Annotated in this window: 2 protein-coding genes; both read right to left on the bottom strand. The window is 66.9% G+C overall.

The features are described 5' to 3' along the window. Positions 1-519: 519 nt before the first annotated feature. Positions 520-942 (bottom strand): hypothetical protein, encoded by a 423-nt coding sequence (locus NMB40_RS18930; protein WP_494359448.1) that lies wholly within the window; start codon positions 940-942, stop codon positions 520-522. Positions 943-947: 5 nt separating this feature from the next. Continuing rightward, on the bottom strand, positions 948-17,765 hold the full coding sequence (locus NMB40_RS18925) for a hemagglutinin repeat-containing protein (RefSeq protein WP_494359447.1): 16,818 nt from the start codon (positions 17,763-17,765) through the stop codon (positions 948-950). Between the last annotated feature and the right edge of the window lie 36 nt (positions 17,766-17,801).

Genomic DNA, 17,801 nt, shown 5'->3' with positions numbered 1-17,801 from the left:
GGAGCACCCGTACGTGTACCGACGGTAGCCCAATAGCCATTTGCGCTGACGTCGGCCCACGCCTTCTTCCCATCCGACGACGTGCGCCGAGGTTCAGCAACTGGGCGACCGGAGACAGGCCTGCGATTCCTTTGATGTTCTCCACACCGCGGTCCCAGATGCCTTCCACGTACCCAGCAGCGCCCACGACGAAGTTCTTCTTGTCGAGCCAGTCAGCTTCTTCGTTGTATCCGGCCTCTCTCAGGAGGCTGGAAGTGTTCGACCCGCACTCGCCGACCAGTGAACAGTACATTTTGAGCTGCACGTCCTCGGCTGATGCATGAAGGCTGACCAGAGCGAGATCGAAACCGCTGCCAGTCTTCTCGCTCGCGGCAGTCAGGCGGTCTCCGTTCTTGTCGAGCCAATCCTGATACTCGGTTCCGTACGCCGACCTGGCCCATCGGCATGTGAGCTCGTACCCAACCGACATTGATGATTGGATCTTTCACTTTGCAAATTTCGACACCCTTGAAGAGGCTCCTACTCGGGCCAAACAATCTCTTCGGCATTCATCCAGTGGAGTCTGCCGGGCATCTCTAGAGGCTTTACAAAGAAGTCCTCTACCGCATGCCATGCGGTCAGGGGTGACACCAAGGAGCCAAGAGGAACGAACTGGTCGTCACCAACATCCACAATTTTGTTCATCTCATCCTTGCTTCCCATGGAGTAGTAGGCCTTCCTCGCCCTAGCAAGATCGTATCGAACAGACATTCGACCCTTTCCGTCATGCAGAACTACGAGGACTGCAAGTGAAAGTCCATCTTCTATGTAGCTAAAGACGCAGTCTCCGCCGCCCCTGTTCCACTCCGCGGCGGAATAGTTCAGGAAGCTTTCCGCGTACCGGGAAAGCTCGGGGGACCGATCCACTTCACGACCAAGAAATATGCAATTGAATTCTGACATCTGCCTTACTCACTAGGGGGACGCATGCGGGAGTTCAACGTAATTGTATTGCCATCCTTCATAACGATGTGAAGCGTATCAACCTTCATTTCATGCATCATTTGTGGAAGGTACTCACGGCAGTTGCCGCAGGTCTTTCTGTCCACATACATCGTCAGTTCGGAGGGAAGCTGCCCAGAGGACTTTTCAAAGGCCCTCATCAATGAGTGAGCTTCCGCATGGAAGACTACCTGATCCTGGCCACGAGTGAACCCGATCAGATCGCGCCATTTTCGTCCTAAGTTCTTGTCGACATCATTTACAAGCGCGGAGGAGTTCACGCCGAAGACCTTGTTTCCGTTGACCTCCACTACTGCGACGGTACCCATGCCATCACCGATCATGGGAATTGAGTCTCCAAGCTCAGACATTCCGCCCTTGAGCCGTCGGAAGTTGTCTATGGTCTCAAAGGCGTTCTGCGGGTTGAGAAGGCTTGGCTTTGGATCCAGCAACCTTTCGCGGGCGAGGGCAGCCTCCGCCTTTGAAAGCGCCGCCCCCTCTTTCAGCAGAAGCGTCTCCGGGCCGACGACCAGGGATCCCACGTCAAACGTAAGCTTGCCCGAGAACTGCGCCACACCTTCAAGGTTGGTAAAGCTCCAGTTGTTCCGTCCGCCAGAGAAGTAGTAAGCAGCGGCGGCGGACTCCTCCATGTAAGCGTTGATCGACTTCGAGAGGCTATCGAGCGCAGCGCCGCCACGTGTACCCACGGTCGCCCAGTAGCCATTCGCACTAACGTCAGCCCAAGCCTTCTGACCATCAGCGAACGTGTTCCCCATGTTCATCAACTGGCCAATCGGGGAGAGGCTTGCAAGCCCCTTGACGGAATCGATCCCGCGATCCCAGAAACCTTCTGCGAAGCCAGCTGCGCCTACAACGAAGTTCTTCTTGTCGAGCCATTCGGCCTCTGCGTTGTAGCCGGCGGCTCGAAGTAGTGTCGACGTATTCGACCCACACTCTCCTACCAACGAGCAGTAGAGCTTCAGTTGGACGTCTTCCGTCGATGCATGAAGACTGACAACAGCGAGATCGAAGCCGCTGCCAGTTTTCTCGCTGGCCGCAATGAGGCGATCTCCGTTCTTGTCGAGCCAATCCTGATACTCGGTGCCATACGCCGACCACGTGTGTGAGCCATAAGCATCTTGAAGGAGTGAGCGCTGCTCCGTGCACAATGTGGAACCCGCAACCTGGCACGCCATGATCAGCGCCTTGTCTCTCTCTGCCGAGAGTGCTTCGTAGCTGTCCCGAAGGTCACAGTTCGTGCCGGTTTCAGAGCAGCTCAGCAACGCATCAAGGTACTCCATGCGCTCAGGATGACTGAGGTAGTTGTTCTTGACAGCGTTTTGCGCAAGGTTGGCCCCCAAGGCAGCGCCCGCAAGACCTTCTGACCCCATGCCACCCGCCAGCGCGCCGATCGCTTGGGACAACGCGAGAATCGCTTGCTTCTGCTGCTCGTCCAGCTTTTCAGGGTTCCCGCTGGAGAGGATGTCAGTGAGGTACTTGGCCGCCAACTCACCACCAACCGCAGCAACTGCACCGTTACCTGCCGAGCTGCCGTTGGCTTCAGCGAGTAGTGCACCTAGCACCGCGTGGGAGATCAGCTGCAGTGTCGCATCCGGGTTGCTTCCATGGTTCGGGTCAAACTGGGTCCCAATGAAGTTTGCTGCGTAAGGTGCCAGTGCATTCGCTGCCACTTGGGTCCCAGCCTGGCCCGCTACGCCACCTACGATGGCCGTGGTCACAGCATCAATGGCGCGGCTGTATTTACCGCCTGTTCCCCAGTCTTTGGCATCGTAGTAGGCGGTACTGTGCTTAGTCAGATAGGCGTCTTTGCCCTTCTGGTCTAGCGCGTCGTACCTGGCCCATTCCTCAGGGTCACGGCTTGCAAGGCTCTTCTCGAACTCCTGCTGCGCCGTCTTGCTCTTGTATGCAAAGACGTCCCCCGCAATCTGCTTGCTGGTCGCCACGACGGTGCCGGCAGCCGACGACATCGCCTGCTGCTCCTGCATCAGCTTCTGCAGGTCGGGCAGCGCGTTGATCGCCTCGTGCGCCTTGCTGGCATCCGTATTGACGCCCAGCTCTGCAGCCGTGACCTTCCTTCCACCGATGGTGATGTTGCCCTCGGTCAGGGTTGCGTAGGTCGTGGAGCTGTCGCTGCCGCTGCTGGTCATCGGCACGCCACCACTGAAGTTGGTGCCGTCCGCGCTGCCAAACTTGCCACCGGCCACGTTGGTGCCGATGTCCTTCAACTGACCGGCGGCATTCTTGTCGGCGCCTTCGCCGGTGCCCTTGTTTCCAAACCCACCGCTGATGCTTGCCGAGCTGGCGCGGTAGTCCATCTCGTTCTTGAGGTCGGTGAAGGTCAAGCTCTGGGCGGTCAGCTCGCTGTTGGCGGCATTGGTGCTGGCAATGGCGCCGCCCACCAGGTTCACGTGTCCGGCGTCGACGTGGTAACCGCCATCGCCCGCGAACAGCCCGGACTGCTGGCCAACGCCCTTGTAGCTGCCGTTGGCTTTGCCCGCACTGGCATAGCCGCTGGCATCCCAGGCGGTGCCGACCGACACCTGCACGCGCCCGCCCACCTGGCTGTCCTTGGACATGCTCTCGGCAACATCCTGCAGCGATTCGATGGTGAGCGTGCCGCCGGTCTTCACGTCGATGCGGTCTGCGGTTGCGGTGGCACCACGCAGGGTGGTGTCACCTTCTGCCTTCAGCGAGATGTTCTGGCCGGTGAGCGTGGTGTTCTGCCAGGTGCTGCTGTCGGAGTTGGACTTGCTGCTGCCCACGCTGGCTTCGGCATACACGTACACGCCGGTCTGCGCGCCGACTGATACGCCCACGCCCACTTCGGCGCCCGCGTTGTTGCTCTTGCTCTTGTCCTGAAGGTGCGCCTTGCCTGCTTCCAGCAGGATGTCTCCGGCCGAATCCAGCGCCAGCGTGTTGCCGGCGTTGAGGTTGCCCTGCACCACGTGGATGTCGCCGCTGGTGCTGGTCAGGTTGACGTTGCCACCGCCCTGGATGGTGGACCCGCGCGATACGGTGCTGCTGCCATCGGCACTGCTGCTGGAGGACTTGAAGCCGATGCCGGCTTCGGCGCTGAACAGCGCACCGCTGCCGGCACCCTTGGTGGCGCTGACAATGGCACTACCGGCTTGGTACGCATTGGCACCGGCCGCCATGCCCTGCATCGCCTGCAGCCGCCCATCGGACTGACGCGCCGAATCCACGTTGTTGATCAGGTCAATGAAGGGCGACTTGATCCGCGCGAACACGCCGATCTTCAGGTCCTTGTCGCTCTGCGAGTTGTAGCCGGTCTCGTTGGCAGTGAGTAGTTCGATCTCCGCCGCAGTGATGTTCACATCCTGCGCGGCCACCACGTTGCTGGCGATCTGGGTGTACTTGCCGCCCGCGCCCAGGTTCACGTTGCCGCCCAGGCTGCCCACGGTGCTGGCCACCTGCGAGACCATGCCGCTGTCGTCGTCGTGCTGCTGGCGGTGCCAGCCGGCGAATTTCTCCGTGTCGGAGATCTGCACCGTGCCGATGGCCTTGCTGTCGGCGGTGTTGGCGTTGCTCACCGTGTCCTGGCCGCTTTGCAGGGTCAGGTTGCCGGCGGCGCGGATGGTCGCATCCTTCTCGGCCGCGATGTTGGCCGCGGTCAGGGTGATGTCGCCTTCGGTGGTGGCCATGCGCACCCCACCGCCAGCGGAGAGCTGGGTGCCGGTGATGGTGTCGCTCTGTCCGCTTCCTTCGCTGCGCGAGTTGTTGGTGCCGAACGGCAGGCCGCTGGTGTTGTTGGCGAAGCCCCAGCCCTTGCCACTGCTCTGGCTGGTGCTGGATTCGGTGTTGTGGGCCACGTCGAACACGATGTTCTTCGTCGCCAGCAACAGCGCGTCGCCCTCGGCCGACATCTGCGCGCCCTGGCTGGTGATCGAGCCGCCATTGGCAATCAGCGTAAGGTCGCCGCCCGCACTCAGCTGGGACACGCGTGCGTCACTTGTGGCGTGGGACTGGTTGCCGCTGGAACGCTGGCTGCCCCCGGTGATCACGGTGGAGGTGGTGGCCGCGCGCACGCCGGAAGCGGTGCCTTCGGCATTGCGGGTGATGTCGCCCATGATGGAGCCACTGTCGGCCATGCCGTCGGTGGTGGAATCGCGGGCACTGCGGTAAGCCTTGGTGGGATCGTAGGTGATGCCCATCGAGAAGCCGCTGGACTTGCTGGATTCGCCGCTCTGCGTGTCCTGCGTATCCTGGCGGGCGATGAGGTTGATGTCCTTGCCGACCAAGGTCAGGTCCTGCCCGGCGGCCACATCGGAAGCGGCGATGGTGAGCTGGTTGCCTGCGCTGACCTGCACGTTGCCGTTCATTGAACCCACTGCCGAGCCCACCTGGGTGGTGGACTGGCTGGCGCTTTCGGTGTTGCTGCGGGCGCTGCTGTAGCCCACCGAGGCGACGCCATTGGCCAGGCCGCCGGTGATGCCGGACTTCTTCTGGCTGAAGCTGTGCGCCTCGCTGAAGGTGTCCTGCGCCGATTCGATGGTGACGTTGTTGGCGGCGGCAATGCGCAGGTCGTTGTCGGCCAGCACGGTGGAACCGCTGATGCCCACGTTGTTGCCGGCCACGATGTCCACGGTCTTGCCGCCCACGCTGGTGCCGATGGCGTAGCTGGCCGAGCTCTGGTCGTGGGTGGTGGTGGTGGTGCTGGAGAGCGTCTTCTTCTTGCGGGTGGTCTCGTCCACCACCAGTTCGTGAGTCTCCTGCGCGGTGGTCAGGGCCACGTCGCGGCCGGCGGACAGGATCACGCCGCCGTCGCTGCTGTCCACCGTGGTGGCCTGCAGGGTGAGGTCCCGCCCGGCCTGCAGGGCGACGCCTTCGCCGCCGCTGAGCTGGTTGCCCGGCACGTAGGCATCGGCGGCGCTGACTTCACGCGAATGGTTTTTGCTCTTGGCACTGCTGTCGAAGGCCTGCGAATCGACCACGGCAACGCTGTTGATGTCGCGCCCTGCCTGCGCCACCAGCGCGTTGGCGGCCGAGACCTTGGCCGCGGCCAGGTTCAGGTCGTTGCCGGCCTGCAGCACCACATCGCCTGCACCGGTGATGGCGGTGCCGATGTTGGTGAGCTGGCTCTGGCTGGTGAAGTTGCGCGCGTCGTGGGTGAGCGCAACGGCGCTCTTTTCGGTCACGGCGGTCAGGTTGAGGTCGCCGCCGGCGACGATGGCGGTGAGGCCGTCGGTACCGGCGTTGGCCAGCTGCGCGGCGCGCAGCTCCACATTGCCGCCTGCGTTGACGCTGAGCACGCCGGCGCCGTCCTTGTTGGTCACGTACAGGCCGGCCACGCGGTCCAGCGTGGTGGTCTGCTGCACCAGCAGGTCGCCGTCATCGCGCCATTCGCGGGTGGTGGAGGCCACGGTGATGTTGCCGCCTGCCTTCAGGGCGATGGCATCGGTGGCGGTCACGGTGCTGCCGATGATGTCGATGTCGCCGATGGCGCTCAGGCCGACCTGCTGGCCGCTGATCTGCCCACCCCCCACATTGCGGATGTTGCCGGCGTCGATGCTGACCAGCTGGCGGCCGGCGATGGCGCCGTTGCTGACCAGGTCGCCGCGCAGCTTGATGTCCACGTCGGCACCGGCCAGCAGCGCGCCGTTGCTGTCCAGGTCGCCCGGCATCACCCGCAGGTACACCTGCGGCACCAACGCGCGCGCCACCGAGCCGTCGGCCAGGGTCACGTCCTGTTCGACCAGCCACACGATGTCGCTGGTGAGCCGTGCCATCTGCTCGGCGGTGAGGGCTACGCCGGGGCGCAGGCCCCATGCGCCGGCCACCGTGGCGCCGGCTTCGAGCAGCGCGCGGTACTGGTCTTCATCGCTGGCATAGCCATCGAGGAAGCGGCGGCCGGTGAGCTCGCCGATCTGTTCGCGCACCAGCTTCTGTTCGTAGAAGCCATCGCCCAGCCGCTTCTGGGTCTGCGAGGGTTCGTAGCCGGCGCGCTGCAGCAGGTAGTCCGAACTGAGCCAGCTACGGTAGTTGGCGAACTTGGGATCGGTTTCGACCAGGTAGCTGCCCCGGTTGGCATCGACATTGAACAGGCTGGCGCTGGGGGCGCTGGCATTCGGTGCGGTGGTCACCACCAGGTGCGGGTCATTGCCGGCGGCGGCCACGGCCTGCTTGCGGTCCAGCGCGGCGTTGGCGCCAGTGCCGGCGTGGTTGCCGGTCTGCGCGGCCGCCAAGCCGGATGCGGTGGCTTGGCCCGCCAGAGCGGCGCTGATGCCCTGAACGGCACCGTTGCCCGGCCCGGCCGAGCCGACCTGGCCCGGTCCTTGGCCGCCCGCCGCATCGGCCAGCTGGCCGTTCGCACGCTCGGCGCCGCTCAGCCCGTTGCCGGTCGAGCCCTGCGCGCTGCCAGCGGCAGACGGCCCCTGTGCGTGGGTAGCGTCGGCCCGCTGGCCGCCGGCCTGCCCCGGCCCGTTGACCGCGTTGCCGTTCTGGCCCTGCGCGGCCGAGGCTGCGCTGGGCGCTTGGGCGGTAACAGTGCTGGCGCCCTGTCCGCTGCTGTGCCCCGGGCCCTGCACGCTGCCCGCACCGGGACCGACCGAGCTGCTGCCCGGGCCGCCGGTGTTGAGGTTGGCCATGCTGTCGCCGTCGCGCACGTTGGGTGCATCGCGGCCGGTGTTCTCGTTGCGCAGGTTGCCTACATCGATACTGAGCTTGCCGCCGGCGGTGATGCCGGCGCCGAGCACCCCGATCAGTTCCGAGATCGGCGCCGCGTTCCAGTTGGTGCCGGGCCCGCCGTAGGTGACCGAGCGGTTGCTGAAGGTATGCGTGCGATAGAGCTTTGCAGCGGTGTTGGTCGCCGAGGACAGCTGACCGTTCAGGTCCTCTATGCGCAGGTCGCCACCGGCCGCGATGCTGGCGTACTCGTTGCGCAGCGCGTTGGTGGTGATGCGCATGTTGCCGCCGGCGTTGATCACCGCATCGGCACCGGCCGACACCACGACGTCTTCCACCGTGGTGCGGGTGGCCTCGCGGTATTTTTCGTTGCCACTGAGGTTTTCCGGGTGGCGCTGCATGTTGATCAGCATCGCCTCCGGATTGTCGTAGTCCGGATACGTGATCAGCTGCACACAGGTAGTGGTACAGGTGCCGTAGTCGTTGCTGTAGGCCAGGGTGTCCGATTCGTAGTGCAGGGCAGGGCTGCCCGGCTGGCTCTTGGAAAGATCGCGGAACGGATCCTCGGCACCGGCCCCGAGCTGGTCCGGATTGTTTCGGTTGTCGTCGCGGAGCACGTAGTAGATGACCACAGTGCCGTCCTGCACGTCCAGGCGCGCGCGTTCGGCGCGCGCGCCGTACAGCCCGCCGCGCGCGTAGTAGTACGCACTGGTATTGGCGGTCATCTTGACCACAGCCCTGCGGATCTGCTGGCCATCGGGCGTGATGTAGCCCGAGTCCTCCAGGATGTCGTCCGGGTTGAGGTAGTACACCTCGTACGGCTGGAAATTGGAGGTTTCGCGCAGGCTGCCGGTGTTCTTCTCGTTCTTGAACCAGCCCGGCTGGTTCAGCCGCACGGTGTCATGCACGGTGGTCTGCTGCTGGATCACCACGTTTTCGCGGATGTTGTTCACCGCCAGCGCGTTGATGCCCAGGTTGCCGGCAATTTCAATCGTGGAGCTGATGTTGTCGACGCGCTGCGCGGTGCCGCCGGCATCCAGGCCGTTCAAGCCACCACCGATGAAGGCATCGCCATCGCTGAAGATCAGGCTCTGGCCGCTGTTGGTCAGCACGCCCACGCCAAGGTCCAGGCGCTGGCGTGCGGCGATGGTGGCCGAGCGCTGCGCGCCGCCGACGTTCTCCGCTGCGTTGTTGAGCGTGCCGGCGTTGATGGCGATGCGGTCGCCGTAGATGCGGCCGCTGCCGATGTTGGTGAGCGTGCCGGCATCAATATGGGTGGTACGCCCGTCCAGCAGGCCGCGGTTGACCAGCTCGCCATTGGCCACCAGCCGGGTCAGGCCTACGCTGCTGATCTCGCCGGTGGCGGCGTTATGGATGTTGCCGGCGCTGATGTTGACCCCGGCGCCCTGCAGCTTGCCCAGGTTGTCCAGGTTGCCCTGGATGGACAGGGTCAGCGTGCCGTTGGCGGCGAGCTCGCCGGTGTTGGTGTGGCTCTGGCCCAGTTCCAGGGTCATGTCGCCCTGCGAGAGCAGCTTGCCGTCGCCGGTGATTTCGCGCGTGCGGATGATCTGGTTGTTGCCGGCCACCAGCGAACCGCCGGCATTGGCGATGGCGTCGGCGCGGATGTCGGCGGTATCCGAGGCGGACACTTGGCCGCCGGTGTTGTTGAGCAGGCCGCTGACCTGCAGCACCAGGCTGTCGCCAAGTACCTGGCCCTGCTGGTTGTCCAGGCTGCCGGTGGTGAGCTGCACGTGCTTGCCCTGCAGGCCGAGGGCGGGGCCGTTGGGTGCGCTGAGGGTGTTGCGGTTGTCGACACTGGCCGCCTGCAGGGTCAGCGTGCCACCGGCGGCAACCAGACCGCTGCGGTTGTCGAGTACGCCGGGCAGGTGGATGTCCGCATTACGGCCCACGCTGATCGCACCGCCGACATTGTTCAACGACTGCGCGCGCAGGGTCAGGTCGGTTGCCCCTTGCAGTGAGCCGCCGCTGTTGTCGACGGAGCCGGTGTTGATGCTGATGGGGCCGGCACCGAACAGGGCGCCGGCGCGGTTGTCGATGCTGCCGCTCAGGATCTCCAGCGTGCCACCGCTGTTGATGCCGTTGCCGTTGGAATAGGCGTTGACCAGTGCCTGGCCGGCGGTATCGATACGCAGGTTGCCCGCGGACTGCAGCAGGCCACCCGTGTTGTCCAGCATGCCGGTGCGTAGTTGGGTGCCACCGGTCAGGCTGGCCACGGTGCCGGCGCGGTTGTCGAGCGCCAGGCCACGCGTGTTGAGGTCCACGCTGCCGGCAATGACCCGGCCGGCCTGGTTGTCCATCCCGTTGGCGTTGAGCTGCAGGGCGGTACCCGCCTGGATCAGGCCAGCAGCGTTGCTTAGCTGCGCGGCGGTATCGAGCTGGAGCGCGCCACCGGCAGCGAGCGTACCGGCGGTGTTGTCGAGCGATTGCGCGTTGACCACGGCAGCGCCGCCGGCCGAGATCACGCCCTGCGCGCTGTTGTCGAGCAGGCCATCGACGGTGACGGCCAACGGTGAGCTGCCGTCGCTGTGCAGGATGCCGGCGCGGTTGTCCACGCTGGCGGCAGTAACGGTGGCGGCACCGCTGGTGAGAATGCGGCCTGCGCGGTTTTCCAGCGCGCCGGTGATGGCCAGCTGGTTGCTGCCACTCCCTGCGGCCTGGACCGTGCCCTGGTTGTTGAGCAGTTGCGCGGCGCGCAGGTCCAGCGTGCCGTTGCCGGCCACGGTGCCTGCGGTGTTGTCCAGCCGGCCGCGCACGTCCAGGGCCAGCACGCCGGTGCCGGTTGCGGTAAGCGTGCCGCCGGCCGTGGTCAGGGTGCCGGTCTGGATGTTGATCTGCTGCGCGGCCGTGGTGCCATTGCGCAGATCCGTCGTTTCGCCCACCAGCTGCAGGCTGCCGTTGCTGAGCAGCTTGCCGCCCTGGCCATTAAGGGTGTGCGCGGTGATCGCCAGTGCGCCGCTGCCCGCCTGCTGCACGGTGCCGCCGGCGTTGCCGAGCACGGCAGCGCCGATGCTCAGTGCGCCGTTGCTCGCCAGCGTGCCGCCGTTACCGTTGTCGAGGGTGCCGGCCACCTGCAGGTGGCTGGCCTGGTCGCCGGTGGCCAGCACGATGCCGCCCTGATTGTTGAAGCTCGTTGCGTCGATGCTGAACTGCGTGGCGTTGAGGGTGGCACCGCGGTGGTCCACCGCGCCGGCTTCCAGCACGAGCCCGCCGGCACTGACCAGGGTGCCCTGCGCGCCGTCCAGCTGACCGGCCTGCACGGTCAGCGATTCGGTGCCGCCGTGGCTGACGGTACCGGCCTCGTTGACCAGCCGCGCGGCCTCGATGTGCAGCTGGTTGCCATTGCTGGCGACGGTGCCACGGCTGTTGTCGAACGTGCCCTGCACATCGATGCGGGTGGCGCCGGTTCCTGCGGCGCTCAGGGTGCCGCCGACATTGGACAGCGCGCCCGCGCTGATCTGCTGCGCGCCGTTGGCGGCAATGGTGCCGCCGTTGTTGCCCAGCACCCCGGCCACCTGCAGGGTCATTGCCTGCTCGCCGGTGGCGGTGAGGGTGCCGCGGCTGTTGTCGAGGCTGCCGGCCGCTACCGTTACCTGGCGGGCACCAGTGGTGGCACCGGTGAGGTCGAGTGTGTCGCCCTGCAACAGCAGCGCGCCGTTGCCGACGATGCGGCCGCCCGCACCTTTCAGTGCGGTTACGTCGATGTCGAGCGTGCCGTCGCCGGCGTGTTCGATGCTGCCGGCCTGGTTGTCGAGCGTTGTGGCGCGCAGCTGCGCATCGTCGGCGCTGGCGATGGCGCCCTGGCCGCTGTTGTCCAGCACGCCGTCCACGCCCACGGTCAGCGCGCCGCCGCTCTGCACGCTGCCGCCGCGGTTGTCCACGGTGGTCGCGGTGATGACGGTGGCGCCGCTGGCGAGGATGCGCCCGCCGCGGTTTTCCAGTGTCTGGCCGACCTGCAGCTGGTTGCTGCCGGTGCCGGCTGCCTGGAGCGTGCCCTGGTTGTTGATGACGTTGGACGCGTGCAGCTCCAGCGTGCCGTTGCTGGCCACGGTGCCGCCGGAGTTGTCCAGCTGGTTGCGCACGTTGAGTGCAAGCGGGCCGCTGCCGGTGGCGACAAGGTTGCCGCCGGCCGTAGTCAGGTTGCCGGTGTCGATGCGGATGCGCTGCGCAGAGGTGGTGCCATCGCGCAGGTCGGTGGTCTCGCCACGCAGCTCCAGCGCGCCATTGCTGACCAGCGTGCCGTCCTGGCCATTGAGGACAGCTGCGTCGATCGCCAGCGTGCCGGTACCGGCCTGCTGCACGGTGCCGCCGGCATTTCCGAAGGTGGAGGCGTTGATCTGCAGGTCGCCGTTGCTGGCCAGGGTGCCGCCGTCGCCGTTATCCAGACTGCCGAGCAAGGTGAGCGTGTTGGCGCCGGTGCCGGTGGCGACCACGGTGCCGCCCCGGTTGTCGAGACCGGCCGCCACGATGTCCAGCTGGCTGGCACTGAGCGTGGCGCCGCGATGGTCGACCTGGTCTGCAGTCAGGGTCAACGCCCCGGCAGTGGCGATGGTGCCCTGCTGGCCCTGCAGGCTGCCGGTCTGCAGGGTCAGCCCGCCCTGCCCTGCGTGGCTGATGCGGCCGGCTGCATTGACCAGGCTGCCGGCCTGCAACTGCAGGGCGTTGGCATTGCTGGCCACGGTGCCGCGGCTGTTGTCGAACTGGCCGGCAACCTCGATGCGGGTGTCGGCGCTGCCAGCCGAGCTGAGCGTGCCGCCGACGTTGGAGAGCGTACCGGCGCTGAGCTGCTGTGCGCCATTGGCGGCGATGGTGCCGCCATCGTTGCCGAGCGTATCGCGCACCTGCACCACCATGGCCTGCTCGCCGGTGGCGCTGAGCGTGCCGCCGGCGTTGTTGAGGCTGCCGGCGGTGACGTGGACATCGCGTGCGGCCGTGGTGCCGCCGCTGATGTCCAGCGCGTCGCCTTCCAGGGTCAATGCGCCGTTGCTCACGATGCGGCCACCCGCACCCTGCAGGGCCTGCACGTCGATCTGCAGCTGGCCCTCGCCGGCCTGTTCGATGCTGCCGCTGCGGTTGTCCAGCGTGTCTGCGCTCAGGCTGGCATCACCACCACTGGCGATCAGGCCGGCGTTGCTGTTGTCCAGCAGGCCGTCCACGCCCACGCGCAGGTCTGCAGCGCTGTGCAGGGTGCCGCCCTGGTTGTCTACCGTGGCCGCGGCAAGCGTGAGGTCGCCGGTGGTCAGGATTTTGCCGTCCCGGTTGTGCAGCGCCTGGTCGATGCTGAGCTGGCTGGCGGCGGTGCCGGCGGCCTGCACGGTACCGGCGGTGTTGCGCAGCGTGCCGGCGCGCAGGTCCAGCGCGCCATTGCCGGCGATGTTGCCGCCGGTGTTGTCCAGTTCGCCGCGCGCATGCAGCACGAGGGCATCGCTGCTGGTGGCAGTGAGCGTACCGCCGGCGGTGGTCAGGCTATCGGCGTCGATGCGGATGCGCTGGGCGGAGGTGGTGCCATCGCGCAGATCGATGGTGTCGCCCCGCACGGCAAGGCTGCCGTTGCTGACCAGCGTGCCGCCGGCGCCATTGAGGGTACCCGCCGTGATATCGAGCAGGCCCGTGCCGGCCTGCTGCACGGTGCCATTGGCATTGCCGAACACCGCTGCGTTGATGACGAGGTCGCCATTGGTGGCGACGACGCCCTCGTCGCCGTTGTCCAGCCCGTCGGCAACGGTAAGGCGGTTGGCGCCCGTACCGGTAGCCACCAGCTTGCCACCGCGGTTGTCGAGGGACTGCGCGTCAAGCCCGATCTGGGCGGCCTGCAAGGTTGCACCCCGGTGGTCCACCGCCGTTGCAGTCAGCGTGAGGTCGCCAGCGGTGACCAGGGTGCCCTCGCGGCCATCGAGCTGGCCGGTGGTCAGCGTCAGGCCCTGGGCACCGGCGTGGTTGAGGGTGCCTTCGACGTTGACCAGGTGGCCGGCGCTCACTGCCAGCGCGGCGGCATTGCTGGCGATCACACCCTTGCTGTTGTCCAGTTCGCCGCCGACGGTGACGTGGCTGTTGGCGTTGCCGGCCGAGCTCAGCGTGCCATCGCGGTTGGACAGCGTGCCCGCGTCGATGCGCTGGGCGCCGTTGGCGGCGATGGTACCGCCGTCGTTGCCCAAGCGGTCGCGCACGTTCAGCAGCATGTCGCTGCTGCCGGTGGCGCTCAGCGTGCCGCCGCTGTTGTCCAGGCTGCCGGCCTGCAGGGTGATGGTGGTGGCGCCCGCTGCACCATCGCGCAGGTCGAGTTCTTCGCCCTGCAGCTGCAGGGTGTCGCTGGCCACCAGGGTGCCGCCGGCGTTGCGCAGCAGCGCGGCGTCGATGTGCAGGCTGCCGTTGCCGGAAATCGCCCCGCTGCGGTTGTCCAGTGAGTTGGCCACCCGGATCTGCGAGGTCGCTTCGCCGGCGGCGATCAGCTTGCCATGGTCATTGATGAGGCTGCCGGCGACGATGTTGAGCGCGCCGTTGCTGCCGAAGGTGCCGCCGCTGTTGTCCAGCTGGGTACGCGCCTGCACCTGCAGCACGCCGTTGCCCAGCGCGCTGAGCTGGCCGCCGACGGTGATCAGACGCTCGCTGTCGATCTGGATCTGCTGCGCGGAGGTGGTGCCGTTGCTGAGGTCCAGGGTGTCGCCCTGCAGCACCAGGGCACCGTTGCTGAGCACGGTGCCGGCCTTGCCGGCCAGGGTGTCTACATCGATGGCGAGCGTGCCGTTGCCAGCCTGCTGGATCGTGCCACCGGCGTTGCCCAGGGTCTGCGCGGTAATGGCCAGATCACCGTTGCTGGCCAGCGTACCGCCGTCGCCGTTATCCAGCGTATCGGTGACCTGCAGCGTGTTGGCCCCCGTTCCAGTGGCGACGATGCTGCCGCCGCGGTTGTCGAGCGATTGTGCGGTGAGATCGAGCTGCGCGGCCGCCAGTGAGGCGCCGCGGTGGTCGACCACGCCCGCGTTGAGCGTGGCGGTGCCGGCGGTACCGATGCGGCCGTCTTGACCGTCCATGCGGCCGGTATCGATCGACAGCCCACCGGTGCCGGCATGGCTGACCGCGCCGCCGGCATTGACCAGGGCGCCGGCCTGCAGCTGCAGGGCCGCTGCGTTGCTGGCCAGGCTGCCCTTGCTGTTGTCAAAGGTGCCGGCAACGGTGATGAGGCTGTCGGCGGTGCCGGCCGAGTTCAGCGCGCCACTGCGGTTGCTCAGCGCACCCGCGTTGATCCGCTGTGCGCCGTTGGCGCTGATCGTGCCACCATCATTGGCCAGGCTGCCGCTGACGCGCAGCTGCATGTCCTGCGTGCCCAACGACAGCAGGCTGCCGCCGCTGTTGTCCAGCGCGCCGGCGCGGATGTCCACTTGTTGGCCACGGGTGCTGCCCTTGTGCAGGTCCAGCGCCTGCGCCCGCAGCTGCAGCAGGCCGTTGCTGGCGATGCTGCCTTCGCCGCCCTGCACGGTGCCGGCGGAAATCTGCAGCGTGCCGCTGCCGGCGTGGTCGATGCTGCCGCCCGCGTTGAGCAGGCCATTGGCATCAATGTGCAGGTCACCATTGCTGGACAGCGTGCCGCCCTTGTTCTGCAGCAGGCCTGCGGCGCGCAGGGTACTGGCGTCGGTACCGGCGGCGATCAGCTTGCCGCCGTTGTTGACCAGGGTGGTGCTGTCGATGGCCAGCGCGCCGTTGCTGCCGAGCAGGCCGCCGGTGTTGTCGAGGGTGCGGCCGACCTGCAGATGCAGCACATCGGTGCTGGCCGAGGTGAGCGAGCCGCCGGCGGTGACCAGGTCGCCGGTACGGATGTCGATCCGTTGCGCGGCCGTGGTGCCGTCGCGCAGGTTGGTGGTGGTGCCCTGCAGCAGCAGGCTGCCATTGCTGAGCACGCTGCCGCCCTGCCCCTGCACGTTGGCGGCGTCGATGCGCAGGCTGCCGGTGCCTGCCTGCTGCACGGTGCCGGCAGCATTGCCCAGCAGTGCCGCGCTGATCTGCAGGTTGCCGTTGCTGGCCAGGGTGCCGCCGTCGCTGTTGTCGAGCGTACCCTGCACCGTGAGGGTGCTGGCCTGCTGGCCGGTGGCGAGGACGTTGCCGCCGCGGTTGTCGAACGATGCGGCGGTCAGGCTGATCTGGTTGGCAATGAGGTCTGCGCCGCGGTGATCGGCGGTGCCCAGTTGCAGGACGAGGTCACCGGCGGTGGCGATCGCGCCGTCCAGGCCATCCAGGCGGTCGGCGCGCACGCGCAGGCCGCTGCTGCCGGCATGGCTGATGCTGCCACGCGTGTTGACCAGGGTGCCGATCCCCAGGCCGAAGCTGGCCGCGTTGCTGGCAATGCTGCCATCGGTGTTGTCGAGCCTGCCGACGGACCATGCGTTGGCGGCGGTGCCACCGTGCGCCAAGGAGCCGCCACGGTTGAGCAGGGTCTGCGCATGCAGCTCCGCGCCCTGGGCCAGCGTGAGGCGGCCGCCGCTGTTGTCCAGGATGTTCACGCGGGCGCTGGTGGCGCCCTGCACGTCCAGCGTGCCACCCACGTTGCGCAGCGTCTGGCCCTGCACCTTCAGGGTGTCCACGCCGAGCGTGCCGCCACTGTTGTCCAGGCTGTTGCTGGCTGCCAACTGCAGCACGCCGGTGGCATCGATGGCGCCGCCGTCGTTGTCCAGCGTGCGGGTAATGTTGAGTACGCCTGCGGCCAGCGGTGCGCTGGGCACCGGCGTGGGGGTGCTGCCGCCCTGCCCCGGGGTGGGCGTGCCGGTGCCGGGCGTGGTGCCGGTTCCCGGCTGCTGCGTGCCGCCGGTGTTTCCGCCAGCGCTGCCTTCGCCCGGCGCGGTGTTGGCCACCGTGCCGATCCGGCCCTGCAAGTTGCTTACATCGGTGCCCTTCAACTGCAGCGCCTGCGCGCCGACCTGTTCGATGCTGCCGGCGCGGTTGCGCAGCGCATCGGCATTGAGTTCGAGCCGGCGTGCGTTGAGCGTGCCGCCGCTGTTGTCGATATCGGCGGGGGTATCCACACGCAGTTCGCGCTCGGCGCTGAGCGTGCCGGCATTGGCCACGCCGCCGGCGGCGTTGATCCGGGTGTCCTGCTGGGCATGCAGCGCGCCAGTGTTTTCCAGGCGCCCGTCTGCGGTGACCACCAGCTCGCCGGCCTGCGCGCCGATCCTGCCGGCGTTGCGCATGCCCACGCCCTGTTCGTTGCCGACCAGCCAGATGCGGTTGGCGTACATGCCACCGAGTGCGCCAACGTCGAGCGCGAAGGCCGGGGTGCCACTGTCACCGCCCTGCTTTGTCACTGCGGTGTGGTCGGCGCTGACCACGTTGTTGCCCAGGCTCGCCTGCAGCTGGTTGGCCCAGATGCCGGCATTGACCTGCAGCGAGCGGGTGATGATGTCGGTGTAGTCGGTGCGACTGGCATCCAGGCCCGCACCGGCGATGCGGATGGCGCCCCCGGCAACGCGGTAGCCTTCCAGCGCGCCGTTGCTGACGATCGGCGTGCCGGTGGTCAGGGTGACCCGGCTGGCGTTGAGGAAGCCGGCGCCATCGACCTGGATGCCGGCCGGGTTGGCGATGACCACCTGCGCGCGGGCGCCTGCCACTTCGATGTAGCCGTTGAGCTGGCTGGGGTTGCTGCCGTTGACCTCGTTGAGGATGACGCGCGCGGTGCCGGTGGCCAGCCACGGGTTGGCCTGTACCCAGCCGCCGATCTGGGTCTGGGTATCGACGCGGGAGTTGTTGAGGATCGCGCCCTGGGCGCCGACATCGAACTGCTGGTACTGGTTGCGCGAGACACCCGCTGCGCTGGGCGTGCTGATGTTGACCTGCGGGGTGCCGTTGGCCGAGCCGACCACGGTGGGCCGCTGGTCGGCCGGTGCGTTCGGGTCGGCGATGATGCGCCCGGCGTTGGGCGACTGCTGCGCCGACAGCGGCTGCACCACGCCTACCCAGCCCAGTGCCAGCCACAACGCGAAGCTGACCGGCCGCAGCGTGGCCATCGTGTTGCCGCCGCGTGCATCGCAGCCCCCGCGCGGTGCCGTGACCAGCTCGGAGGCGACCTGCATGACACCCAGCGTGCGGTTGAAGACCAGACGGTAGACTCGATTCACGGCGTTGCTTCCTTTCAATGCGGTGTGGGGTGCGCG

This window comes from Stenotrophomonas sp. FBCC-B152, assembly GCF_059134105.1.
This window is presented reverse-complemented; position numbering and strand designations above follow the sequence as displayed.